This is a genomic window from Amycolatopsis vastitatis, assembly GCF_002234595.1.
Classification (GTDB): Bacteria; Actinomycetota; Actinomycetes; order Mycobacteriales; family Pseudonocardiaceae; genus Amycolatopsis; species Amycolatopsis vastitatis.
Genome location: NZ_NMUL01000058.1, coordinates 31,759 through 53,722 on the forward strand (window position 1 = coordinate 31,759; position 21,964 = coordinate 53,722).

At 72.7% G+C, this 21,964-nt stretch carries 25 protein-coding genes; 8 read left to right on the forward strand and 17 right to left on the reverse strand.

Going from position 1 to position 21,964, the window contains the following annotated elements; genetic code table 11:
- The first annotated feature begins 20 nt into the window (after positions 1-20).
- Positions 21-638: a class I SAM-dependent methyltransferase gene (locus CF165_RS41730; RefSeq protein ID WP_093953113.1), complete on the forward strand. Its 618-nt coding sequence runs from the start codon at positions 21-23 to the stop codon at positions 636-638.
- Here CF165_RS41730 and CF165_RS41735 read toward each other — a convergent pair.
- Positions 631-1,356: an HAD family hydrolase gene (locus CF165_RS41735; RefSeq protein WP_338023650.1), complete on the reverse strand. Its 726-nt coding sequence runs from the start codon at positions 1,354-1,356 to the stop codon at positions 631-633. The genes CF165_RS41730 and CF165_RS41735 overlap by 8 nt on opposite strands.
- A gap of 24 nt (positions 1,357-1,380) precedes the next feature.
- On the opposite strand from CF165_RS41735, the gene CF165_RS41740 reads away from it, so the two are divergent.
- Positions 1,381-2,025 carry a hypothetical protein gene (locus CF165_RS41740; RefSeq protein WP_093953114.1) on the forward strand — a complete coding sequence of 215 codons (645 nt, stop codon included), beginning with the start codon at positions 1,381-1,383 and terminating at the stop codon, positions 2,023-2,025.
- Positions 2,026-2,050: 25 nt separating this feature from the next.
- On the opposite strand, the gene CF165_RS41745 is transcribed toward CF165_RS41740, so the two are convergent.
- The gene (locus CF165_RS41745; protein WP_093953115.1) at positions 2,051-2,506 is read right to left on the reverse strand and encodes a DUF4383 domain-containing protein; all 456 of its coding nucleotides are present in this window, start codon (positions 2,504-2,506) and stop codon (positions 2,051-2,053) included.
- 141 nt (positions 2,507-2,647) lie between these two features.
- On the opposite strand from CF165_RS41745, the gene CF165_RS51910 reads away from it, so the two are divergent.
- Both CF165_RS51910 and CF165_RS41750 read left to right on the forward strand, forming a co-directional pair.
- The gene (locus tag CF165_RS51910) at positions 2,648-2,806 is read left to right on the forward strand and encodes a hypothetical protein (RefSeq protein WP_167441730.1); all 159 of its coding nucleotides are present in this window, start codon (positions 2,648-2,650) and stop codon (positions 2,804-2,806) included.
- A gap of 88 nt (positions 2,807-2,894) precedes the next feature.
- On the forward strand, positions 2,895-3,641 hold the full coding sequence (locus CF165_RS41750; protein WP_093953116.1) for an ATP-binding protein: 747 nt from the start codon (positions 2,895-2,897) through the stop codon (positions 3,639-3,641).
- A gap of 45 nt (positions 3,642-3,686) precedes the next feature.
- Here CF165_RS41750 and CF165_RS41755 read toward each other — a convergent pair whose 3' ends face one another.
- The 9 genes from CF165_RS41755 to CF165_RS41795 form a co-directional block, all read right to left on the reverse strand.
- Positions 3,687-4,424: a hypothetical protein gene (locus CF165_RS41755; RefSeq protein ID WP_093953117.1), complete on the reverse strand. Its 738-nt coding sequence runs from the start codon at positions 4,422-4,424 to the stop codon at positions 3,687-3,689.
- 110 nt (positions 4,425-4,534) lie between these two features.
- A complete protein-coding gene (locus CF165_RS41760; protein WP_093953118.1) occupies positions 4,535-4,753 on the reverse strand; it encodes a DUF2188 domain-containing protein in 219 nt (72 codons plus the stop codon).
- Positions 4,754-4,816: 63 nt separating this feature from the next.
- Positions 4,817-5,683 (reverse strand): 4-hydroxyphenyl-beta-ketoacyl-CoA hydrolase, encoded by an 867-nt coding sequence (couO, locus tag CF165_RS41765; RefSeq protein ID WP_093953119.1) that lies wholly within the window; start codon positions 5,681-5,683, stop codon positions 4,817-4,819.
- A gap of 12 nt (positions 5,684-5,695) precedes the next feature.
- A complete protein-coding gene (locus CF165_RS41770) occupies positions 5,696-6,682 on the reverse strand; it encodes a 3-hydroxyacyl-CoA dehydrogenase NAD-binding domain-containing protein (protein ID WP_093953120.1) in 987 nt (328 codons plus the stop codon).
- Positions 6,679-8,625: an acetoacetate--CoA ligase gene (locus tag CF165_RS41775; protein WP_093953121.1), complete on the reverse strand. Its 1,947-nt coding sequence runs from the start codon at positions 8,623-8,625 to the stop codon at positions 6,679-6,681. The genes CF165_RS41770 and CF165_RS41775 overlap by 4 nt, the downstream gene beginning before the upstream one ends.
- Positions 8,622-9,398 carry a crotonase/enoyl-CoA hydratase family protein gene (locus tag CF165_RS41780; protein WP_093953122.1) on the reverse strand — a complete coding sequence of 259 codons (777 nt, stop codon included), beginning with the start codon at positions 9,396-9,398 and terminating at the stop codon, positions 8,622-8,624. Before CF165_RS41780 ends, CF165_RS41775 begins: the two co-directional genes overlap by 4 nt.
- On the reverse strand, positions 9,395-10,936 hold the full coding sequence (locus CF165_RS41785) for an acyl-CoA synthetase (protein WP_093953188.1): 1,542 nt from the start codon (positions 10,934-10,936) through the stop codon (positions 9,395-9,397). The genes CF165_RS41780 and CF165_RS41785 overlap by 4 nt, the downstream gene beginning before the upstream one ends.
- An 11-nt stretch (positions 10,937-10,947) precedes the next feature.
- Positions 10,948-12,051 (reverse strand): NAD(P)-dependent alcohol dehydrogenase, encoded by a 1,104-nt coding sequence (locus tag CF165_RS41790; RefSeq protein WP_093953123.1) that lies wholly within the window; start codon positions 12,049-12,051, stop codon positions 10,948-10,950.
- Between the two features lie 17 nt (positions 12,052-12,068).
- Entirely contained in the window at positions 12,069-13,541 is a 1,473-nt protein-coding gene (locus CF165_RS41795) for an aldehyde dehydrogenase family protein (protein WP_093953124.1), read from the reverse strand.
- Positions 13,542-13,831: 290 nt separating this feature from the next.
- On the opposite strand from CF165_RS41795, the gene CF165_RS41800 reads away from it, so the two are divergent.
- Positions 13,832-15,433 (forward strand): sialidase family protein, encoded by a 1,602-nt coding sequence (locus CF165_RS41800; protein ID WP_093953125.1) that lies wholly within the window; start codon positions 13,832-13,834, stop codon positions 15,431-15,433.
- A gap of 399 nt (positions 15,434-15,832) precedes the next feature.
- Positions 15,833-16,210, forward strand: a complete 378-nt coding sequence (locus CF165_RS41805; protein ID WP_240522047.1) for an STAS domain-containing protein — start codon at positions 15,833-15,835, stop codon at positions 16,208-16,210.
- 69 nt (positions 16,211-16,279) lie between these two features.
- Here the strand turns inward: CF165_RS41805 and CF165_RS41810 are convergent, their stop codons facing one another.
- Complete coding sequence (locus CF165_RS41810; RefSeq protein ID WP_093953126.1) at positions 16,280-17,215, reverse strand: NAD-dependent epimerase/dehydratase family protein; 936 nt, start codon at positions 17,213-17,215, stop codon at positions 16,280-16,282.
- Positions 17,216-17,345: 130 nt separating this feature from the next.
- Between CF165_RS41810 and CF165_RS41815 the strand changes: the two genes are divergently transcribed.
- On the forward strand, positions 17,346-18,017 hold the full coding sequence (locus CF165_RS41815) for a TetR/AcrR family transcriptional regulator (protein WP_093953127.1): 672 nt from the start codon (positions 17,346-17,348) through the stop codon (positions 18,015-18,017).
- Between the two features lie 6 nt (positions 18,018-18,023).
- Here the strand turns inward: CF165_RS41815 and CF165_RS41820 are convergent, their stop codons facing one another.
- The 4 genes from CF165_RS41820 to CF165_RS41835 are packed head-to-tail and all read right to left on the reverse strand — an operon-like array spanning position 18,024 to position 20,353.
- Positions 18,024-18,350 (reverse strand): hypothetical protein, encoded by a 327-nt coding sequence (locus CF165_RS41820; protein ID WP_093953128.1) that lies wholly within the window; start codon positions 18,348-18,350, stop codon positions 18,024-18,026.
- A complete protein-coding gene (locus tag CF165_RS41825) occupies positions 18,337-18,726 on the reverse strand; it encodes a PRC-barrel domain-containing protein (protein WP_093953129.1) in 390 nt (129 codons plus the stop codon). The genes CF165_RS41820 and CF165_RS41825 overlap by 14 nt, the downstream gene beginning before the upstream one ends.
- Positions 18,723-19,955, reverse strand: coding sequence for an NRAMP family divalent metal transporter (locus tag CF165_RS41830; RefSeq protein WP_093953130.1), 1,233 nt, complete (start codon positions 19,953-19,955; stop codon positions 18,723-18,725). The genes CF165_RS41825 and CF165_RS41830 overlap by 4 nt, the downstream gene beginning before the upstream one ends.
- A complete protein-coding gene (locus CF165_RS41835; protein WP_093953131.1) occupies positions 19,952-20,353 on the reverse strand; it encodes a hypothetical protein in 402 nt (133 codons plus the stop codon). The genes CF165_RS41830 and CF165_RS41835 overlap by 4 nt, the downstream gene beginning before the upstream one ends.
- Positions 20,354-20,481: 128 nt before the next feature.
- Between CF165_RS41835 and CF165_RS41840 the strand changes: the two genes are divergently transcribed.
- Positions 20,482-21,018: a phosphatase PAP2 family protein gene (locus CF165_RS41840; RefSeq protein ID WP_093953132.1), complete on the forward strand. Its 537-nt coding sequence runs from the start codon at positions 20,482-20,484 to the stop codon at positions 21,016-21,018.
- Here the strand turns inward: CF165_RS41840 and CF165_RS41845 are convergent.
- Positions 20,990-21,925 carry an anti-sigma factor RsbA family regulatory protein gene (locus tag CF165_RS41845; protein WP_093953133.1) on the reverse strand — a complete coding sequence of 312 codons (936 nt, stop codon included), beginning with the start codon at positions 21,923-21,925 and terminating at the stop codon, positions 20,990-20,992. The genes CF165_RS41840 and CF165_RS41845 overlap by 29 nt on opposite strands.
- Positions 21,926-21,964: the final 39 nt, after the last annotated feature.

Here is a 21,964-nt window from a genome sequence, read left to right on the forward strand (position 1 = left end):
TTCGTGCTTCGCTGGGGGACATGACGAAGGCGGAGCGGTGGCGTCGGTACTGGGACCGCAAGTCCGCGACCTACGACGCGGAGATGGGCGTCTGGGACCGCCGGCTCTTCGGCGACTCGCGGGAGTGGGCCTGCGGGCAGGCCGCGGGCGACGTCCTGGAGGTCGCGGTCGGGACCGGGCTGAACCTCCCGTGCTACCCCACGGAGGTGACGCTCACCGGCCTCGACCTCAGCGAGGGGATGCTCGCCATCGCCCGCGACCGCGCCCGCCGGCTCGGCCGCCCGGTGAGCCTGCGCCACGGCAGCGCCCAGCAGCTGCCCTTCGCCGAGGACTCCTTCGACACCGTCCTGTGCACGTTCGGCCTCTGCGCGATCGGAGACCCGGCGGCCGCCGTCGCGGAGATGGTGCGGGTGCTGCGCCCGGGCGGGCAGCTGATCCTCGTCGACCACGTGGCGTCGTCGTCGCGGCTCGTGCGCGGCATGCAGTGGCTGGTCGAGCTGGCGAGCGTCCCGCTGGCGGGCGAGCACTTCCGGCGGCGGCCGCTGCTCCTCGTCGAGGCGCTGGGCGTGCCGGTGCAACGGCGGGAGCGGTTCAAGCTCGGGCTGGTGGAACGCCTGGTCGCCCGCAAGGTCAGCTGAACAGCACGCTGCCGTCGAGGTCGTCGAGCAGGGCCGCGGCGTCGTCGTAGACCGCGACGGCGCCCGCGTCGGTCAGTTCCGCCGCGCCGACCCCGCCGGAGAGCACCGAGACCGTGCGGACGCCGGCCTTGGCGGCGGCGTGGACGTCCCAGACCGCGTCGCCGACGAAGATCGTGTCCTCCGGCGACGTCCCGGCCTTTTCGAGGGCGGCGAACACCGGTTCCGGGTCAGGTTTCGTCGCCTCGACGTCCTCCCCGGACACGATGCCGTCGACCACGTCGTCGACGTCGAGGACCTTCCGCAGCACGTCCAGCTCGTCCGGACTCGCCGACGTCGCCAGCACGACCCGCACGCCGCGTCCCGCCAGGGTGCGGACGAGCTCGGGGGCCCGGTCGAACGGCCGCAGCAGCTCGGCCGTCTCCAGGTAGAAGCGGCTGTGCAGCTCCTTCGCCTCGTCGCCGACGCGCTCGGCGTCTTCGTCGCCCAGCAGGGTGGCCAGCAGCTTGCCCGACCCCTTCCCGATCGCCCGGTGCACGCGCCAGGAGTCGACGTTCCGGTCGAGCGCGTGGAACGCCCGGCGCCAGGCGTGGACGTGGAGGTAGTTGGAGTCGACGAGCGTGCCGTCGACGTCGAACAGGACCGCGGTGGCGATGGTGTGCTCCTCGGGTCGATGCGGTTTCTCGGTGCTCCGCGCGGGTAACGGGAGGGTGATCCGAATACCCCAGCCCGGAGGGAACTACACATGGCCGGCCTTGTCTCGACGGGCTTCCGCGGCCTGGCGGCGCTGCGGCGCGCGCCGGCTTTCCACCCCGGCGGTGTCGTGCTGCGCGGAGAACTCCGGCCCGTCGCGGACGATCTGCCGTGGCCGCGCGCGTCGGCGCCCGTGGTTGCGCGGCTGTCCAAGGGCGCCGGGACGCCCGGGCGGCTGCCGGACGCGCTCGGGCTGGCGGTGCGGATCCCCGGCGCGGGCCGCGACGGCGGGCCGTGGGACATCACGCTGACGACGGCGGGCAGCGGCCACCTCGGGCGGCTGCTGCCCCGGCCGGCGGCCGCGTGGACCCGCGGCGCGTACAGCAGTCTCGTGCCCTACCGCCGGGCCGACCGGCTGGTCTGGCTCGGTGCGTGGGCGGAAGCGGGATCGCCGCGGGTCGAGGCGTCGCTCGAGGCGGTGCGCGCGGCGGCACCCTTGCGGTTCGTGCTCCGGACCGGCCGCGAAGACGGGCGCTGGTGCGACAGCGCGGTGCTGACGCTGACCGAGACCGGCGGAGACGCGCCGTCGTTCGACCCCATGCTGAACCGCCCCGAGGGGCTGGGGTTCGCCCCGGAATGGCTGGTGCGGGTGCGGGAGCGGGCGTACGCGGGAAGCCGGGCCGGGCGGCCGTCGTGAACCGGCTGCCCGGCCCGGCGCCCGGTCACCGAGAGTCGGCGACTGGTCCGCGCGTGGCGCCGAGCGGGATCAGGCCCAGCGCGATCATCCCGACGCCCAGGCCGAAGTGCAGCCAGTTGTCGGCGGTGTTCACCGGGACGAAGTTGGCGGCGCTGCCCTGGTCGATCACCAGGCCGTAGAGCCACAGGACGAGGTAGATCACACCGCCGCCGACGAGGAACGCCCGGGCGCCGTTCGCGGTCCTCGCCAGCGCGACCCCGGCGACGCCGAAGGCCAGGTGCACGATGTTGTGCAGGATCGAGACATTGAAGATGCCCAGGAGCAGGGCGCCGGAGTGGTGCCCGGCCCAGGTGAGCATGTCGTAGTGCGTGGTCACGCCGGGGATGAAGCCCAGCACGCCGACCAGCAGGAAAACCACTCCCACGATCGCGGCGAGAAGCTGGCGCGGGGTCCGCCGGACCTCGGTCTCCATCGATGCCATGGTCGCTTCCTCCGATTCGGGTGGACAGGCCCCTCGGCCGGGGGACCCGCCGGCGCGGCATGCCCGGTGGCGCGGCGCACAAACGCGTTTCGGCGTCCGCCGCGCCGGGTATGCCCGGGTTTCGCTCGATCGGAGGAAGTGATGAGCACTCCCGAAATCGACCCGGTGACCGCGGAAAGCATGGAAGCCGACGCCGACATCGGTGGCGAGCACACCGAGCCGACGTTCCACGACCAGGAACCGCGTCCCGCCGAAAGCGACGAAGAGGGCGCCGACAGCGGAGGCATGCCGCCTTCGTGAGCCGGGAGCCGATGCGCGGAACCGTCGTGTTTGACGGGTTCGGGACCGGTTATCCGATCGGTGACCCATGCCCAGGAGGTGGTCTCCCGTGCTCGCCCGGCACAATTCCGTCTGGCTCGTTCCCCGGCGCGGCGCGATGGCGAGAGCGTCGATCGTCGGAGTGCTCGACCGGACGACCTATCCGGAGCTGCGGGACCGGCTGCTCGAGTTCGCGACGGATTCCGAGGACGGCGTGCTCGTCGACATCGAACGCCTCGAGCTGCGCGACCGGACGCTGACCAGGGTGTTCGCCCTCGTCGCTCTGAGGATCAGGCAGTGGCCGGCGATCCCCTTCGCGCTCGTGACGGGCCGGCCGGAGCAGCGGGCGGCGCTGGCCGAGGGCTTGGCCGGCCGCCACGTGCCCGTCTACCCCGACCACGACACGGCGGAAGCCGCGCTGACCCGCCCGGCGCGCCGGCGGGGCGGCCGGCTGCTGGACCGGTCGTCACGGACTTCGGCGCGCGCCCGCGGGTTCGTGCGCGGCACGTGCGCGGAGTGGATGGTGCCCGAGCTGGCCGAGGACGCCGAGCTCGTCGCGACCGAACTGGTCGAAAACGTGCTGCGCCACACGGATTCGGCGCCGCGGCTGCGGCTCGAGCTGCGCCGCGGGATGCTGACCGTCGAGGTCGCCGACGACAGCGCGAGCCCGGCCGTGCTGCGCGAGGGGCTCGACCTGGCGGAGACGGGGCTCGGCCTGCGGATGGTCACGAAGGTCGCGAAGAACTGGGGCAGCAGCCGGTCCGGCTCCGGCGGCAAGACCGTGTGGGCGGTCCTGGCCCGCGCGGCCCTTCCGTGAAGGGCACATTCAAGTCCCTGAATGTGCCATTCACGGCCTTGTTGATCAGGCGCCGGGGCCGGAGTAGATCTCCGACGCCGCGGGCGTGTTGATCGTGGTCGGCTTGTTCCAGTCGCTGAACTCCATGGCGCCGTGCTTCGGGTCCGCCATGCGCAGCAGGTAGTGCGGTTCGGCGGCGGCCACGGTGGCGGTGCCGTCAACGCTCTTGAAGCTCAGCGCCGGCATGCCGGCGAGCGTGGTGGGCTCACCACTGGTGAAGGTCGACTTCTCCAGCTCGCCGAGGATGCCGTTGGTGAAGCCCTTGTAGTCGAGGAACTCCTTGAAGGCTTCGCCCAGGCCCGCGCCGATCTTCGCCGTGGACGAGACCCACTTGCCGGTGAGCTGCTTGGCGGCCGAGGCCGGGACGCCCGCCTGCTTCACCAGCGAGCTGGTGAAGCGGACGTAGTACTTGTCCCCGACGCGCAGGACGGGGATCTCGAGGCCGTCCTTGACGATCGTGCCGTTCGCGCTGTCCGGGTTGAGCTGCAGGTCCACGTTCATGGTGCTGCCCTCCTGCGCGATGGTGCCCTTGACGTGCACGGCCGACGCCTGCTTGGCGGCGTCGGTGATGGCGGACCCCACCTTGGCGGCGTCGAGGGCCGGGGCGGCCGGCGGCGTGGACACCGCGGAGGAGGTGGTCCCGGCGGCGGCCGGCGCCGGCGTGCCCGGCGTGCCGGAGCACGCGGTGCAGGCGAGGACGAGGGTGCCGGCCGTGAGCAGGGCGGCCAGGTGCAGGCGAGGCATGGGGATTCCGTTCGTGAAGGCCGGGGCATCCCCGGACACGAACGGCCTATCGCCGGTCGGGGGCGTCCGTTACACCCACCGGCCCGCGGTGACGTACGTCATCCCCTCAGTCAGCGGGCGGACCGGCGGGACCGGTAGTCGCGCTCGGTCTCGACGTCGCCTTCCGGGGTGTGCACCACGTGCCCGACGCGCCGCTTCTTCGCGATCTGCCGTCCGGCGAGCACGGCGTCGACGCGCCGGGGGGAGGTGTTGGACGCCCGGCTGCCGCCTTCGACGCGGTTCTTCCACAGCCCGTCTTCGTAGTAGGTGTGCACGTCACCCTCCGCCACGATGCCGCCTCCGATCGTGAGACCTCGAAGGGGGCGGATGCCCGGGGACGTAGCGGACAAACGTCAAGCCAGGCCGAGTACCCGGGCGGCGTTTTCCTTGAGGATCAGCGGCCGCACCTCGTCTTTGACGTCGAGTTCGGCGAAGTCGGCGAGCCAGCGGTCGGGCGTGATCACGGGGAAGTCGGAGCCGAACAGGACCTTCCGCTTCAGCAGCGTGTTGGCCGCGCGGACCAGCTGGGGCGGGAAGTACTTCGGCGACCAGCCGGACAGGTCGATGTACACGTTCGCCTTGTGCGTCGCGACCGAGATCGCTTCGTCCTGCCACGGCACCGACGGGTGCGCCAGGATCACCGTGAGGGCCGGGAAATCCGCGGCGACGTCGTCGAGCAGCATCGGGTTCGAGTAGCGCAGCTTGATGCCGTGCCCACCGGGCAGGCCGGCGCCGATGCCGGTCTGCCCGGTGTGGAACAGGGCCGGGACGCCCAGTTCGGCGATCGCTTCGTAGAGCGGGTAGTACCGGACGTCGTTGGGCTCGAACGCCTGCAGGCTCGGGTGGAACTTGAACCCGCGCACGCCGTGCTCGGTCACCAGCCGCCGCGCGCGGTGCACTGCGGCCTTGCCGCCGTGCGGGTCGACCGAGCCGAACGGGATCAGCACGTCGGCGTGCTCGGCGGCGGCGTCGGCGATCTCCTCGCTCGACAGCGCCGGGTGCCCGGTCGCCGCCGGCGCCTCGACGGTGAAGACGACCGCGGCCATGTTCCGCGCCCGGTAGTGCTCGGCGATCGCGGTCACCGTCGGGGTGCGGTCCTGGTCGGCGCGGAAGTACTTCGCGGACGCGTCCAGGAGCTCTTGGTCGAGGGCGAAGCAGCCGTGGCCGTCTTGTTCGACGTGGGTGTGCACGTCGATGGCGGTCAGAGCGGAAAGGTCCACGGGAACTCCAGGTCAGGGCAGGTCGGGCTGCGCGGCCTTGGCGGCCAGCAGGCGGTCGAGGACGGCGTCGCGGGCGGCGACGAGCCGGTCGTGGTCGGTGCCGTCGAGCTCGGCGCCGATCCCGGCGACGAGCTTTTCGGCCAGCTCCGGCGTCAGGTGGACGCGGCCGAGGTCGCGCCACCACTCCTCGGTGGGTGGCCCGAGGTGGCGCAGGACGTGCGCCAGCCCGCCCGCGCCGCCGGAGAGGTGCTGGTTCGCGAACGGCCCGAGCACGGCCCAGCGCAGCCCGGGGCCGTGCGCGATGGCGGCGTCGATGTCGGCGACCGTGGCGATGCCGCGGTCGACGAGCGAGTACGCCTCCTGCCACAGCGCCGCCTGCAGCCGGTTCGCGACGTGGCCGGGCACCTCCCGGCTCAGCCGGATCGGCCGCTTGCCGACGGCGGTGTAGAACGCGACCGCGCGGTCGACGACTTCGGGCGCGGTTTCCCGGCCCGGGACGACCTCCACGAGCGGGATCACGTGCGGCGGGTTGAACGGGTGCCCGACGACCACCCGCTCGGGGTGCTTCGGGCAGCCGCGCGCGATGACGCTCGGCAGCAGGCCGGACGAGCTGCTCGCCAGGATCACCTCCGGCCGTGCGGCCTCGTCGAGCACGGCGAACAGGCGGTGCTTGACGTCTTCGCGCTCGGGTCCGTTCTCCTGCACGAAATCCGCCTCCGCCACGGCCGAGCCGGCGTCGGTCGCGAAGCTCAGCCGGTCCTGCGAAGCGTCCTCGGCGAGGCCGAGCCGGACGAGTGTGGGCCAGTGCGCCGCGACGTCGGCGCGGAGGCGGTCCTCGGCGCCAGGCGCCGGGTCGGTGGCGACGACGTCGAGGCCGCGGGCGAGGAAGTACGCGGCCCAGCCGGCTCCGATCACGCCGGTCCCGACGACCGCGACGGTGGTGATCCGGCCGGGCTTCGCCGCGCGGCCGGCGGGGGACGTGGTGATCCGGACGGTCATGCCGGCCCGCCGGCGAGCGCGACGAACGGGTCCAGCGACGCGGCGTCGGCCAGCACGTCCCGGCCGACGACCTCGTCGACCGGGGCGCCGCGCAGGAGTTTCTTCACCGGTAGCTCCAGTTTCTTCCCCGTGCGGTTGCGGGGGATCGCGGGGACCGCGGTGATCGCGTCCGGCACGTGCCGCGGCGAAAGCGCGCCGCGCAGGGCGGCGGCGATCTTGCCGCGCACCACGTCGTCGAGTTCGGCACCGTCGCGCAGGACGACGAACAGCCGCAGGTCGCCGTTGCCGCCCGCGGGATCTTCGAGGTGCACGACGAGGGAGTCCTCGATCTCGGGCAGCTCTTCGACGACGGCGTAGAACTCGGCCGTGCCCAGCCGGACGCCGCCGCGGTTGAGGGTGGCGTCCGAGCGGCCGGCGATGACGCAGCTTCCTTCGGGGGTGAACCGGATCCAGTCGCCGTGCCGCCAGACGCCGGGATAGGTCGAGAAGTACGTCTCGCGGTAGCGCTCACCGGAGTCGCCCCAGAACCCCACCGGCATCGACGGCATCGGGGCGGTGATCACCAGCTCGCCCAGTTCGCCGACCACCGAAGCGCCGTGTTCGTCGAACGCCTTCGCGTCGACGCCGAGGCAGGGACCGGAGATCTCACCCGCCCGGACGGGCTGCAGCGGGCTGCCCTGGACGATCCCGCTGCAGACGTCGGTGCCGCCGCTGCCGACGTTGAGCAGGACGCCCGGGAAGCGCTCCCGCACCCAGTGGAAGCCCTCGGCCGGCAGCGGGCTGCCCGCCGCGCCGAGCTGCCGCAACGCGGACAGGTCGAACTCGGCGGCCGGGTCGAGGCCCGCTTTCCGGCACGCCATCAGGAATCCCGGGCTCGCGCCCATCAGCGTCGCCCGGGTTTCGGCGGCCAGCCGCCACTGCCACGCCAGGTCCGGGTACAGCGGGTTGCCGTCGACCAGCACGATCGACGCGCCGGTGAGCAACCCCGACACCAGCGCGTTCCACATCATCCAGGCGGTGGTGGAGAACCACAGGATCCGGTCTCCCGGGCGCAAATCCCAGCTGAGTCCGTGGTTCTTGAGGTGCTCCAGGAGGATTCCGCCGTGGCCGTGCACGATCGCCTTCGGCTTTCCCGTGGTGCCGGAGGAGAACAGCACGCACAGCGGGTGCGCGAAGCCGACTGGTTCGAACCCTGGTGCGCTCTCGGCGAGCAGGTCGCTCCAGCCGAGGACATCAGTGATTTCTTGAGTGCGGCGGAGTTCGTGGCCGCCGTAGGGGACGTGGACGACGTGCTCCACGGTGGGCAGGCCCGCGCGGATCGCGTCGACCTCGGCGCGGCGGTCGACGTCCTTGGCGCCGTAGCGGTAGCCGGCCACCGTCAGCAGCACCCGCGGCTCGATCTGGCCGAACCGGTCGACGACCGAGCGCGCGCCGAACTCGGGGGCGCAGGAGGCCCAGATCGCGCCCAGGCTCGCGACCGCGAGGTAGGCGACGACGGCTTCCGGGATGTTGGGCAGGTACGCCACGACGCGGTCGCCGCGTCCGACGCCGAGCCGGGCCAGGCCCGCCCGGGCGCGCGCGACCTGGTCGCGCAGCTGCCCCCAGGTCAGCTCACCGCGGTCCCGCGTCTGGGAGTACGCGATGATCGCGACCTCGTCGTCGGGCCGGTGGCTGAGGGCGTGCTCGGCGTAGTTGAGCGTCGCGCCCGGGAACCATTCGGTGCCCGGCATCCGCCGGTCCGGCACGACCGCCGTGGCCGGGGTAGGGAAGCGGACGCCGAAGAAGTCCTTGATCGAGGACCAGAAGCCGTCGAGGTCGGTCACCGACCAGCGGTGCAGGTCCGCGTAGCCCTCGAACGCGTGGCCGCGGTCCTCCAGCCACTTCAGGTACCGGCCGATTTCGGTGGTCTCGCGGACGTCGGGCGCGACCGGGCAAAGGATCATCGGCCGACCTTCCCGGCCCGCTTCTCGAGGAACGCCTGCATCCGCTCCTTCGCCTCGGAGCTGCCGCCCGCGACCGCGGCCATCAGCGCCTCCATCAGGTAGCCCTCGGCCGGGTTGGCCTCGGCGATGCGGGGCAGGGCCTGCAGGACGGCGAAGTTCGTCATCGGGGAGTTCGCGGCGATCTTCCCGGCCAGTTCGAGCGCGTGCTCCAGGCCGTTCTCGACGCGGTAGTGCGACAGCCCGGCGGCGTGCCCCTCGTCGGCGTCGAGGACGCGGCCGGTGAGCATCATGTCGGCCATCCGGTGCGCGCCGATCAGCCTCGGCACCCGCACCGACCCGCCGCCGCCGACGAACAGGCCCCGCTGGCCCTCCGGCAGCGCGTAGAACGCCGACGGCTCGGCGACGCGGATGTGCGCGGCGGCCGCCAGTTCCAGGCCGCCGCCGACGACCGCGCCCTTGAGCACGGCGACCACCGGGACGCGGCCGCGTTCGAGCCGCTCGAAGGCGCGGTGCCACATCATCGAGTGCTCCATGCCCTCGAACGCGTCGCGCTCGGTGAGCTCCGAAAGGTCGAGCCCGGCGGAGAAGTGGTCACCCACGGCGTCGAGCACGACCGCCTTGATCCCCTGCGGCGGCGCGCCGAAGAACGTTTCCAGGCCGAGCACGGTCGCGTCGTCGAGGGCGTTGCGCTTCTCCGCGCGCGCCAGCCGCAGCACGGCGATGTCACCGAGCAGCTCCAGGCGCAGCGAGGGGGGCAGCAGAGGGGTGGTCATGCGGTTCCGTTCGTGATGGTTTCGGCGGCGAGGGCGCGCAGTTCGACGCGGCGGATCTTGCCCGTGGCGTTGCGCGGCAAGGCGTCGGTGAACCGCACGTGTTTCGGCACCTTGTAGCGCGCGAGGTGCCGCTCGAGATGGGCGCGGAACGCCGCCGGGTCCAGCTCGGCACCGGGCCGGACGACGACGAAGGCGGCGCCGACCTCGCCCCAGCGGTCGTCGGGCACGCCCACCACGGCGCAGGCGTCGACCTCGTCGAGGCGCACGGCGACCGCTTCCACCTCGGCAGGATAGACGTTCTCGCCGCCGGAGATGATCATGTCCTTGACCCGGTCGACGACGTGGGCCCAGCCGTCGTCGTCGACCCGGACGACGTCGCCGGTGCGGAACCAGTCGCCGTCGACGAAGCTCGCCTTCGACTCCTCGGGCCGGTTCCAGTAGCCGCCGAAGACGTGCGGGCCGCGCACGAGCAGCTCGGCGGGGGTGCCGCCGAGCGGTTCGGGGGTGAAGTCCGGGCCGAGGGCCGCCACGTCGGTGAAGAAGTGCGGCACCCCGGCGGCGACCGGGTGGTCGAGCGTGCCTTCGTGGGTGGCCATCGAGACCCCCGGCGCGGCCTCGGTCATGCCGTAGCCCTGGAGCAGCTTCACGCCGCGGTCGAGCCACGCCTGCGCGACGCGTTCGGCCACCGGCGAGCCGCCGTACAGCACGCAGGTCAGCGAACTGAGGTCGGTGGCGTCCCAGGATTCGTGCCGCCACATCATCTCGAGCATCGTGGGGACCGCGGAGAAGCTCGTGATCCCGGCTTCGCCGATCCGGGCGAGGATGGTGCCCGGGTCGAACTTCGCCACCGGTTCGACGCTGCCGCCCTTGAACAGCGTCGGCAGCGTGATCTGGCCGAGCCCGACGCAGTGGAACAGCGGCGCGATGCACAGCGCCTTGTCGGTGCCCAGGACGTCCAGGTGCGCCAGCTGGTTGACGGTGTTCCAGGTCAGGTTGCCGTGGGTGAGGACCGCCGCCTTCGGCCGTCCGGTGGTGCCCGAGGTGTAGAGCAGCAGGCACGGATCTTCCAGTCCCACCCGCGTTTCCGGCGGGGGACCGGCCGCGGCGATTTCGGCCTCGAAGTCCAGTTCGCCGTCGGCCGGGTCCGTCGCGACGACGACGCCTTCCGGCAGTGAACCGGCCTCCGCCACGAGGTCCGCGGTGTCGGAGCTGTGCACGAGGACCGTGGCACCGCTGTCGTCGAGCATGTACCGGATCTCAGTGGGGGAGAGCCGGTAGTTGAGCGGGACGAAGATCGCGCCGCACCGCGCGGTGGCGAAGAGCGTCTCGAACACGGTGATGTCGTTTACGCCGAGATAGGCCACCCGGTCGCCCGGGCGCACGCCGAGCCGGGCCAGCGCGCCGGCGAGGCGGGCGACCCGGTCGGCGAGCCCGGCATACGTCAGCGTCCGGTCCGCCTGCACGAGCGCGGTGCGGTCCGGGTTGATCCGGGCCCGGCGGGCGGGCCAGCTGCCGAGGCCGAAATCGGGGAGGTGCACGGTCTTCTCCTTCACAGGCGGAGCACCGGTTTGATCGTCTTACCGGAAAGCATGTCGTCGACTGCCTCTTGAATCTGCCCGAACTCGTAGTGGGTGACCAGCTTTTCGACCGGGAACCGGCCCGCGGCGACGAGCCCGGCCAGCGTCGGCACCAGGGCCTGGGTCTCGGCGTCGCCCATCGTGAGGCCGACGACGTGCCGTCCGGGCAGCAGGAAGTTGACGTCCACGGGCACCTCGGTGCCGAACGCGGGTGCGCCGACGACGACCGCGGTGCCGCGCGCGGCGAGCGTGCCGATCGCCGTCCGGAGCACGTCGGCGTTGCCGGTGGTCTCCACGACGCCGTCGACGCCCCGGCCGCCGGTCAGCTTGCCGACCGCCTCGGCCAGGTCCTCTCCGGACGTGTCGATCGTGTCGGTGGCGCCGAGCTCCAGGGCCAGAGCCAGCCGTGCCGCCACCCGGTCCACGGCGATGATCCGGGTCGACGGCGTCAGGCAGGCGGCCATGACCGCGGACAACCCCACCGCGCCGGCGCCGGTGACCAGCAGCGTGGCGCCCGGCCGCGGGGCCAGGACGTTCCACACCGCCCCGGCGCCGGTCATGATGCCGCAGCCGAGCGGCGCCAGGAGGTCCAGCGGCGCGTCGGCGGGGACCTTGACGACGCTGCGTTCGTCGGCCACGGCGTGCCCGGCGAAGCTGGACTGGCCGAAGAAGTGCCCGCCGAGCGGAGTGCCGTCGCGGGAGATCGGGGACGTGCCGTCCGGGCGCCGCCCGCCGAGGAGGTTGGCCGGCAGCCAGGTTTCGCAGTAGGCGGGGTGGCCGTCCCGGCAGTTCGCGCACCCGCCGCAGGAGGTGTAGCTGAGCAGGACCTTGTCGCCGGGCGCGACGCGCGTGACCGCGGCGCCCGTCTCCTCGACGATCCCGGCGCCTTCGTGGCCGAGGACGCCGGGCAGCGGGAAGGGCAGGGCGCCGGCGGCGACGCCGAGGTCGGTGTGGCACACGCCGGTGGCGACGATCCGGACGCGGACCTCGTCGTCGCGCAGCTCGTCCAGCACGACTTCGCCGAGGGTGAACCCGGAACCGGCGGACTCCACGACGGCCGCTGTGGTGGTGGGCATGGGGCTTCTCCTGGGGGTCAGGCGAGGGAGATGACGACGGACTTCGTGCGCGTGTAGGCGTCGAGGGATTCGGGGCCGTATTCGCGGCCGAAACCGGAGGCCTTGACACCGCCGAAGGGGATCGCGGGGTCGAGCATCGCCCAGTCGTTGACCCAGACGATCCCGGCCTCCAGCCGCGCGGCGACGCGGTGGGCGCGAGCGAGGTTCGTGGTCTGCAGCCCGGCCGCGAGGCCGTAGGGCGTGCCGTTGGCCAGGGCGATCGCCTCGTCCTCGGTGCTGAAGCGCTGGACGGTCAGCACGGGACCGAAGATCTCCTCCTGGATCACGCGGGAGTCCTCCGGCAGGTCCGCGATCACCGTCGGCTGGAAGAAGAACCCGCCTTCGATGTCGCCCCGCCCGCCGCCGGCGACGATCCGGCCGCCGTCGGCGAGCGCCAGTTCGACGTACTGCTCCACCTTCGCCCGGTGCCGCTCGCCCGCCATCGGGCCGACCACCGTCGCGGGGTCGAACGGGTCGCCCACCGGCACGTGCGGCACGGCTTCGGCGAGCGCGCCCAGGACCGTGTCGTACAGCGCGTCGGCGACCAGCAGCCGGGGCCCGCCCATGCAGAACTGGCCGGTGTTGAAGACGAACGCCTTGATCACCGCGGCGATCGCCTGCTCGACGTCGGCGTCCTCGAACACGATGTGCGCCGCGTTGCCACCCAGCTCCAGGGTGACCGGCTTCAGGTGCTCTCCGGCCACGGCCGCCGCGTGCCGCCCGACCGCGGTGGAGCCGGTGAACGCGATCTTGTCGACCCCGGGGTGGCTCAGCAGGGCGTCGCCGATCTCCGAGCCGAACCCGGTGACCACGTTGAGCACGCCGTCCGGCACGCCGGCTTCGGCGAGGAGTTCGGCCATCAGCAGCGCGCTGAGGGAGGTGTCCTCGGCCGGCTTGTGCACCACGGTGTTCCCGGCGGCCAACGCGGGCGCGATCTTCGAGGTCGACAGGATCAGCGGGAAGTTGAACGGCGTGATCGCGGCGACCACGCCGAGCGGTTCGCGGCGGGTGAATGCATGCGAGGGGATCGGGATCTGCCGCGCCGCGCCGTCCACGCCCTGCGCCAGCGCCGAGTAGTACTCGTACTGTTCGGCGACCGTCTCGACGTCGACCACCCGGCACAGCGAGATCGGCTTGCCGACGTCGGCGCTCTCGACCGCGGCGATCTCGTCCGCGCGCTTCCGCACGAGGTCCGCGACCCGGTGCAGCACCCGCGCCCGTTCCCGGCCCGGCGTCGCGGCCCAGCCGCCGAACGCCTGCCGGGCCGCCGCCACCGCGGCGTCCACGTCGGCGGCCGACGCGCGGGCGAGGGAGGTGAGGGTCTGCCCGGTGGCCGGGTCCACGGCGTCGAAGCGGTCGGCGGCCTCCGTCCAGCGGCCGCCGATGAACAGCCGGCCCGGTTCGACGTCCGGGCGTGGCCGGGTGCCCGGCCGCTCCTCTACTGCGGTCATCCGTCCGACTCCTCACTGAGCTGAGCGATGTAGGCAAGACTGTATATCAGGAACCCTGAGATACGCCAGGATGCTGGCGGGCCCGGGTCCTGTCAAGAGGGCGCCGGTTTGGCCGAGCGTTAACCAAATCCAGTGTGGACAGACGAGTTTTTCACCGGGGGACCGGTTTTCTCACCCGTGGCGGACGGGCCGCGTAACGGCCGTGAGGGGAACGCCGACTCCAGCGTGCCCTGGAAAAGGCCACGTCCTTTCCTCGCGGCCTGCCGGGCGTGTCGGAAAAGAGGTCGCCTGTGAACGCGAAGATCTTCCCGCGGTTCGCCCGCCGCTCGCTGCCGCCCGGCGCCGCGGTGTTCGCCCTGCTGGCCGGCGCCGGGGTCGCCGTCGCCACCACCTTCTCCGCCGGGGTTCCGGTCCGCGTACCCGACCACCCGCTGGGCGGCGGGACGGCGTGTGCCGCGCTCGTCGCCCAGCAGCAGGCGCGCGGCAGTGTCAACTACCCCGCGTCCGAGGTCGAGCCGTACGTCGCCGCCGACCCGGCCGACCCGAACCACCTCGTCGGCTCCGCCCAGCAGGACCGCTGGAACGACGGCGGGTCCAACGGCCTGACCAACGTCGTCTCCCGCGACGGCGGGGCGACCTGGACCCCGGCCGCCGCGCAGCCGGCGTTCAGCATCTGCGCGGGCGCCACGCCCGGCTCGCCCGGGTACTTCCAGCGCACCACCGACCCGTGGGTCAGCTTCTCCGCCGACGGCCGGGTCGTGTACTCGATCGCGGACTCGTTCAACGCCGACGGCCCGGCGTTCGGCGGGGCGAGCTCGATCCTGATCAGCCGCTCGCTCGACGGCGGCGGCCACTGGGAAACCCCCGTCACCGCGCGCCTGGACACCTCGACGCAGGTGCTCAACGACAAGGAGTCGGTGACCGCCGACCCGCTGCTCGCCGACCGCGCCTACGCGGTGTGGGACCAGCTGGTCTCGCCGCAGAGCCACGCCAACCCCAGCGCGTACAACCACGCGTTCACCTACCGCGGCCCGAGCTACTTCTCCCGCACCACCGACAAGGGTGCGACCTGGAGCACCGGCCGGATCGTCTTCGACCCCGGGCAGAACGACCAGACGATCGGCAACCAGATCGTCGTGCCGGTGACCGGCCCGGGCCGGGGTGTGCTGATCGACGGCTTCGACCTGATCACCAACAAGGGCGGCGCCTGCCTGTTCACCCACGGCGGGCAGCACTGCCACGGCTCGTCGACGTCGACCGCGGCGGTGATCCGGTCCACCGACGGCGGGACCACGTGGTCCGGCGCCATCGGCATCGACACCCAGCAGGTGGCCTCGGTGGCGATCGCCGGGCACCCCGTCCGCTCGAGCGACGAGCTGCCCGAGTTCGCCGTCAACCCGGTCAACGGCTTCGTGTACGCGGTCTGGCAGGACAGCCGGTTCAGCGCCACCGGCGCGTCGAAGATCGCGTTCGCCCAGTCCACCGACGGCGGGCTGACGTGGGGCCCGACCATCCGCGTCGACCAGTCGCCGGGTGACACGCCCGCGTTCGTGCCGCAGATCCACGCCGCCGCCGACGGCACGATCGGCCTGACCTACTACGACCTGCAGAACGCAACCCCGGCGCAGCCCGGGCTCACCGACGCGTTCATCGCCCACTGCCACGCCGCCACGAGCGACTGCGGCAACCCGGCGAACTGGGCCGTCAACGGGCAGACGAGGCTCACCACCACGTCGTTCGACTACACCACCGCACCGGACGCCGGCGGCTACTTCCTCGGCGACTACACCGGGCTCGCCGGAACCGGGACGACGCTGAACGCCTACTTCGGCATGGCGTTGCCGGTGGCCACCAGCGGCGTGTCGGACATCTTCGCCAACCACGCCGGTTAGCGCGGGACCCAAACGCCCCAATGTGGCGTTCGGTGCGTCAGACGCACCCAATGTGGCGTTCGGTGCGTTGGACGCAACCAACGCCACATTGGGGCGCATCGGAACCCGGTCACGGAAAGCGCCTGGCTGCGAAAAGCGGAGATCATCACCCGGAGGGGTGGTTTGGGACAGCCGCGTACACGTCGCGTGCGGGTGCGCCGGGTTCGGCCGTTGGCGGGGTTGCGCCGTTCGGATCAAGGGCTACGCTGCGAAGTGCGGTTCAGTGGCGGCCGCCCCCTCCGACTTGGCCAGCGTTCGAGCGGACCGGTGAGGCCCGTTCGGCACGTCATCTGCGAATGAAGGCGTGTGAAGATGTTAGTCGTCCAGCCCCCCGCGACGGCGATCCCCGTAGTGCCGTCCGTGCGCGAACAGCGTCGTGCGTTCGACATCCAGGTGATCCGCCCGTACTTCGGCGCGGTCATGGTCCGGATCCGCGGCGCCCTCGACGCGGACAGCGCTCTCCAGCTCCGCTCGGCGGTGAGCACCTGGGCGCACCGCCGGTTCCCGGTCCTCGTGCTCGACCTGTCCGAGGTCGACTTCCTCGACGCCGCCGGGCTCGCCGCCCTCGGCGGCATCCAGGCCCGGACGGTCAAGGAGAACACCACCCTCCGGATCATCACCGGCGACAACCGCGTGGTGCGCCGGGCCTTGGCGGACAGCGGGCTCGACCACGCGCTCAACGTCAGCCGGCTGCCGTCGGGCTGGGAACGCGCGCAGGAGATCCCCGGCCAGGGCTGAGACAACCGGGCCTCCGGCCCGGGCCCGGGGGCTCCGCCACCCGGACCCCCGGAAGACATGACTGATTCGTCACCGGGGCGCGGCCGGTTCGCGCAGGCCTTCGATCGTTTCCCGCAACGCGTCGTCGGTCGGCGTCGGCTCGATGCCGAACGCGGCCGTCGCGGCGGACGAGTCGAGGACGAACGGCTGCCGGAGCTGGTACTGCATCTCGGTCATCTCCCGTGCCATCGGGTTGAAGAGCCCGGCGAGCCGCAGGGCGAAGGCGGGCATGGTGGCGATGCGGGCGGCCGGCGCTCCGGCCAGTTCCGCGGCGCGCTCGGCGAGCCGGCGCAGCGACATCGCCGGTGCGGTCGGCACGTGCCACGGCCGGCCCCAGGCCCGCTCGTCGGCCGCGACCGCGACCAAGGTGCGGGCGACGTCGCCGACGTGGGTCCAGCTGTGCGGGGCGTCCAGGTCGGCCGGGGCCGAGGCTCGCTTGCCGGCCAGCACCTTCGGCAGCACCAGGGCGGTGAACACCGAAAGCGTGCCCGCGCCGAGGTAGTCGGATCCGCGCACCTCGGCCGTGCGGATCCGGCCGGCTTCGTGCGCGGCCAGCGCGCCCGTCCACAGCTTGGCCCGTACCTCGCCCTTCACCGAGTTGGGCCGCACCGGCAGCTGCTCGGTCATCGGCCCGTCGACGGCGCCGTAGGCGTAGAGGTTGCCGGTCGTGACGAGCACGGCGCCGCTGGTCTCGGCGGCCCGCAGGAGCGCCGCGCCGAGCGGCGGCCAGTCGGTGGCCCAGCGGTGGTACGCGGGTCCCGCGCAGCTGTACAGCGCGACCGCGCCTTCGGTGTGCCGGGCAAGGGCGCCGGCGTCGGTGGCGTCCGCGGCGACCAGCCGGACCCCTTCGACCTCCGGGCCGCCACCGCGACGGCTGAGCAGGCGGACTTCTTCGCCCCGGGCGGCGAGCAGGCGGGCGGTGGCCGCGCCGACCGGACCGGCGCCGACGATGACGTGCACAGACATGGAACCCCCAGTGACGACGGAAGAGAACACTGTTCTCGGATAAGAACACCGTACTGGCCAGGATGCGACGCCGTCAAGAACACTGTTCTCGTCGAGTTCGGGTGTTCTCTCCGTGTGCGACACTGGGGCCATGTCCGCCTCGTCGCTGCGCGCCCGGGTCCGCTCGGAGATGCACCAGGAGATCAAGGAAGCCGCCCGGCGGCGCCTGGCCGCCGAAGGCGCGAACCTGTCCCTGCGCGCCGTCGCGAGAGACATGGGCATCGTGGCTTCGGCGCTGTACCGGTACTTCCCGAGCCGCGACGCCCTGCTGACCGCGTTGATCATCGACGCCTACGTCGGCTTGGGCGAGGCGGCGGCCGGCGCCGAAGCGGCGGTCCCGCGCGATGACCTGCGTGGCCGGTGGCTCGCCGTCTGCCGCGCGGTGCGGTCCTGGGCGCTCGCGCACCCGGCCGAATACGGCCTGCTCTACGGAAACCCCGTGCCCGGCTACACCGCGCCGCCGGAAACCGTGGCGCCGGCGTCGAAAGTGATCCTGCTGCTCGCCGCCGTCGTCCAGGACGTCCCCGGTGCGCTTCCGCCGGTGCCCGGGCCCGTCCGCCCCGACCTGCGGCGCCTGCTCGACGGGCAGGGCCCCACCGATCTGACCGAGGAGCGGCTGGATCGGGTTCTCCTCGCCTGGACGCACTTGTTCGGCCAGGTCGGCTTCGAGGTCTTCCACCGCCTCGACGCCATGATCGCGGCCCGCGCCGAATACTTCGACCACCACATGTCGCTGCTGGCCGATCTCGCCGGCCTGCCCTGACCCGGCTCAGGGCTGGTCGAGCGGGGCCAGCTCGGCGAACGGCCGCCGCAACCGGACCTCGGCGCCCGAGAGGTCGAGGTCCGCCCACTCGACGTAGCGGGTGTGCCGGTGCAGCAGGCGGATGAGGGCGATCAGCGGCGTCGGGCCGCGCTGGTCGTGCCGCTGGTAGCCGAAGAGGCGCACCCGGGTGCGGCCGACGATCACCCCGCGCACGACGAGTTCGGGCAGCCCGTCGCTCCGCGGCGTCGCCTCGGCCCGGATCTCGCGGATCGCCCCGACGTCCCGGCCCGCGGCGTCGCGGACCCGGCGGCCGATCAGCTCACCGGCTCGCACGGCCCGCTCCCGGGATCCGGTCGACGATCCGGCGCCGCAGCCAGTCCTCCGACGGGCTGTCCGTGGCGTGGGCGACCGCGCTGGTCACGACGACCGTGGGCTCGATCCCGCGGATCGCGTTCAGCGGGATCCGTTGCGGTGCCCCGGCGCGGAAGCCGCGGCCGAGCCGCCGCAGCAGCTTCCCGATCGGCCCGCCGATCCGGTCGGAAAGGGCTTCCGGGCCGACGAGCAGCGCGTCGACGACGAACGTGCCGCCTTCGGCGCGGAACTCGAGGTCGTCGACCTTGCCGACGACCGTGCCGTCCTCGCCGGTGATCTGCCGGTCGAGCAGGGCGTCGGCCAGGTCGATCGGCCCGTGGTCGGTGAAGGGGTTCATTGGCCCGCTCCGGTGAAGATCATCAAGGGGATCGCCACCACCGCCGCGACGGCGATGACGACGAGCATGGCGAAGCCGACGATGTTGCTGAAGCGGCCGTTGGCGTGCTTCCCGAGGTATTCGCGGTCGTTGGCGACGATGAGCACCGGCAGGTAGGTCAGCGGCAGCGCCACCGCGGAGAAGATCAGCGAGATCTCGGTCAGGCCGACCGGATCGAGGCCGGTCTGCACCACCAGGACGGCGACCAGCAGGCCGGCGGCGACGGTCACGTGGAAGCGGGCGGCGTTGCGCGGCGCGCGGCGCTTGCCCCAGTCCCAGCCGAAGTACTGCGCCAGCATGTACCCCGACGACAGCCCGGTCTCCAGCGCCGCGCCGAAGGTGGCGGCGAAGATGCCGATCAGGACGATCACCAGGCCCGCGGTGCCGAGCGCGAGCGTCACCGGCAGCACGATCTGGCTGAGCTGGCCGACGTCGACGCCGGCCGGGAACAGCACCACCGCGGCGCAGGCCATGATCGAGATGGCGAGCAGGCCGCCGAGGGGGAAGCCGAGCAGCACGTTGGCGCGCTGCACCGGCAGGTCCTTCACCTTCCAGCCCTCTTCGACGCCGCCGGAGGAGAAGAAGAACACCTCGTACGGCGTCATCGCCGACGCGAACAGCGCGACCGCGTGGTAGGCGTAGGTCGGCAGCGCCTGGTCGGCGGGCGGCGCGAGCCCGGCGATCTGCGCGCCGAGCGAGGACCAGTCGGGGTGCAGGAAGAAGATCGCGACGGCGAACACGCCGATCGCGAGGCCGCCGAGGCCGAAACCGGTCTCCATCCGCTCGAAGCCGACCCGCCAGACCACCAGCCAGACGAGCACGCCGATCGGGAGCACCCAGACCAGCCGGTCGACTCCGGAGGCGAGCTCGATCGTGAGCGCGACGCCGCCGATCTCCGCGCTCACGGTCAGGAGCGTGATCAGGAACGACCCGGCGAGGTTGAGCAGCGCCATGCGGGGGCCGAGGCGTTCGCGGATCAGGTCGAACACCGGGCGCCCGGACACCGCGACGACCCGGCCGGACATGTCGGCGTAGACGCAGATGCCGAGCACGCCGAGCACGGTCACCCAGACCAGGGCCATCCCGTAGCGGGCTCCGACGACCCCGCTTTCGACGAGGTCGCCGATGTCGACGAACCCGCCGACCGCGGTGAGGATGCCGAGGGTGACAGCGAGGAGCTTCTTGCTCACGACGTCACGCCCCAGCGGGCGAGTTCGCCGATCAGGCCCTGCAGTTCCGCGTCGATCCGGTCCAGGCCGTCGTCGGTGCCGTCGCCGAGGCCGTCGTCGAGCCGGTGGGCCAGCGCGACCCCGCGGTCGGTGATCGACGCGAGTGCCGCGCGGGCGCGGTCGTCGGTCAGGTCGCCGACGTCCTGGCCCGCCGAGCCGAGTTCGTCGGCGGCGTCGCGGACGGTGATCGAAAGGCTGGGGACGGGCGGCACCGAATCGCGGTCGGCGGTCACGACGAGCCGCAGGAGTTCGAGCTGGCCCCGGATTTCCCGGCCGGCGTGGACGACGTCGGCCTGCGGGTCCGCCCCGCAGCCCGCCGCCAGGGCAGCGGCCGCGAGCACCGCGGCCGTCGTGCGCAATCGAATCGACCACGGCGGGAACACGACGGGGGATTACCCGATCTTCGCGCGGATAAACGCCGGTGCGAATACTCCACCGTGGACAGAACGGGTGATTGAACAGGCGCCGGGCTGGGAAATTCGTCGCCATGCCGAGTGAATCGCCCTTTCGTGAGGAAGACGGACCGGACGAAAACGACCTTCCGGTCAGCCGGCCCGCGTGGCCGGTCACGGCGCTCAGCACGGTCGCCCAGGGCGGCGTGCTCTGGGTCTTCGTGGCCGGGGTCCTGGCGTGGCGTCCCGGCCCCCGCCGCCGGGCCGCCGGCCGCGGTCTCGTGGCGGGCGCGGCCGGGATGGCCTCCGGGCACGCCGTGAAGGCCGTGGTCCGGCGGCGGCGGCCGCCGGCCCAGCGGCTGCCGGCCCGCCAGGCACTGCCCGAGCAGCCGAAGTCTTCGGCGTTCCCGTCCACGCACGCGACTACCGCGGCCGCGTTCACGGTCGCCGTCGCGCTCACGGCGCCGGCGGCGGGTGCCGCGATCGCGCCGCTGGCCGCCGCCGTTTGCTACAGCAGGCTCCGGACCCGGGCGCACTGGCCGACCGACGTGTACGGCGGGGCCGCACTGGGTGCGGTCGTCGGCGGCCTGGCGCACCGCCGGTTCACGCGCGGAAGTACGCCCGGAAAGTAGTGCCTTCGTCGCCGGTGTACAGGCGGACGAGGTCGGCGAGGTGGTTGACGAGCAGGAGCCCGCGGCCGCGCGGCTGGTACGGCGTCGCGGGGTGGCGGCCGGCGAGCGGGTCCCCGAGCCGGCCGCCGTCGTGGACTTCGCAGACGAACTCGCCGTCGCCGCCCCAGAAGCGGACGGTTCCGGACCCGCTGCCGTGCTCGACGCTGTTGGAGAGCAGTTCGGTGACGACCACCTCGACGTCGGCGACCCGGTCGGCGCTGAGCCCGCAGGCGGCCGCGTGGACGTGGGCCAGTGCCCTGGCCGCCGCGAGATGGGTGGTGCCGGCGAGTTCGAAGGCCCCGTCCGGCACCGGCAGGGCCTGGTTGTACCGGTCGATCACCTTCGCCGGGGCGTACACGGCGCTGGGCCGCCGCCCCGCGCCGTCGATCAGGACCGGGTGGGTGGCTTCGGCGTCGGCGAGGACGTCCTCCGCGAGCGTCTCGACGTCGTAGGGGCAGAGGATCGTCACGTCCCGGCCGGTGAAGGCGAGGTTGATGAGGGCTTCGTGCTGGACGCACGCCGGGTACTCCACAGCCGACCGCGCCGCCCAGATCGGCTCGCCGATGATCCGCACCGGCCGACCGGGGTGGGTGTCGGCGAACGCGCGCAGCACCCCGGGGATGATCCGTCCGGGGTTGCGGCCGGCCTCGGTCATGTCCAGCAGGTGGACCCGCTTCGCGTCCGCTCCGAGCTCCCGCCGCAGCAGGGCGAGGTTGTCGCCCGGCACCGACACCGCCACCGGTTCGTCGGCGGCCAGGCCGCCCCACACGAACGGCACGGTCCCCGCCAGGTATTCGGCCTCGCCGCGGTAGAACAGCGCCGGGTGCACGAACGGGCCGGCCGCACAGGCATCCGCGGTCGCGCTCAAGCCGTTCCTCCTTCAGGCAGGGACGCCTCCAGTATGCGC

Bases quoted from the DNA above. Each gene is read 5' to 3' on its own strand.
- CF165_RS41810 (WP_093953126.1), bottom strand. From the start codon at position 17,215: ATGTCTGTGCACGTCATCGTCGGCGCCGGTCCGGTCGGCGCGGCCACC.
- CF165_RS41840 (WP_093953132.1), top strand. From the start codon at position 20,482: ATGCCGAGTGAATCGCCCTTTCGTGAGGAAGACGGACCGGACGAAAAC.
- CF165_RS41795 (WP_093953124.1), bottom strand. From the start codon at position 13,541: ATGACCGCAGTAGAGGAGCGGCCGGGCACCCGGCCACGCCCGGACGTC.
- CF165_RS41780 (WP_093953122.1), bottom strand. From the start codon at position 9,398: ATGACCACCCCTCTGCTGCCCCCCTCGCTGCGCCTGGAGCTGCTCGGT.
- CF165_RS41815 (WP_093953127.1), top strand. From the start codon at position 17,346: ATGTCCGCCTCGTCGCTGCGCGCCCGGGTCCGCTCGGAGATGCACCAG.
- CF165_RS41730 (WP_093953113.1), top strand. From the start codon at position 21: ATGACGAAGGCGGAGCGGTGGCGTCGGTACTGGGACCGCAAGTCCGCG.
- CF165_RS41745 (WP_093953115.1), bottom strand. From the start codon at position 2,506: ATGGCATCGATGGAGACCGAGGTCCGGCGGACCCCGCGCCAGCTTCTC.
- CF165_RS41775 (WP_093953121.1), bottom strand. From the start codon at position 8,625: ATGATCCTTTGCCCGGTCGCGCCCGACGTCCGCGAGACCACCGAAATC.
- CF165_RS51910 (WP_167441730.1), top strand. From the start codon at position 2,648: ATGAGCACTCCCGAAATCGACCCGGTGACCGCGGAAAGCATGGAAGCC.
- CF165_RS41770 (WP_093953120.1), bottom strand. From the start codon at position 6,682: ATGACCGTCCGGATCACCACGTCCCCCGCCGGCCGCGCGGCGAAGCCC.
- CF165_RS41790 (WP_093953123.1), bottom strand. From the start codon at position 12,051: ATGCCCACCACCACAGCGGCCGTCGTGGAGTCCGCCGGTTCCGGGTTC.
- CF165_RS41740 (WP_093953114.1), top strand. From the start codon at position 1,381: ATGGCCGGCCTTGTCTCGACGGGCTTCCGCGGCCTGGCGGCGCTGCGG.
- CF165_RS41755 (WP_093953117.1), bottom strand. From the start codon at position 4,424: ATGCCTCGCCTGCACCTGGCCGCCCTGCTCACGGCCGGCACCCTCGTC.
- CF165_RS41825 (WP_093953129.1), bottom strand. From the start codon at position 18,726: ATGAACCCCTTCACCGACCACGGGCCGATCGACCTGGCCGACGCCCTG.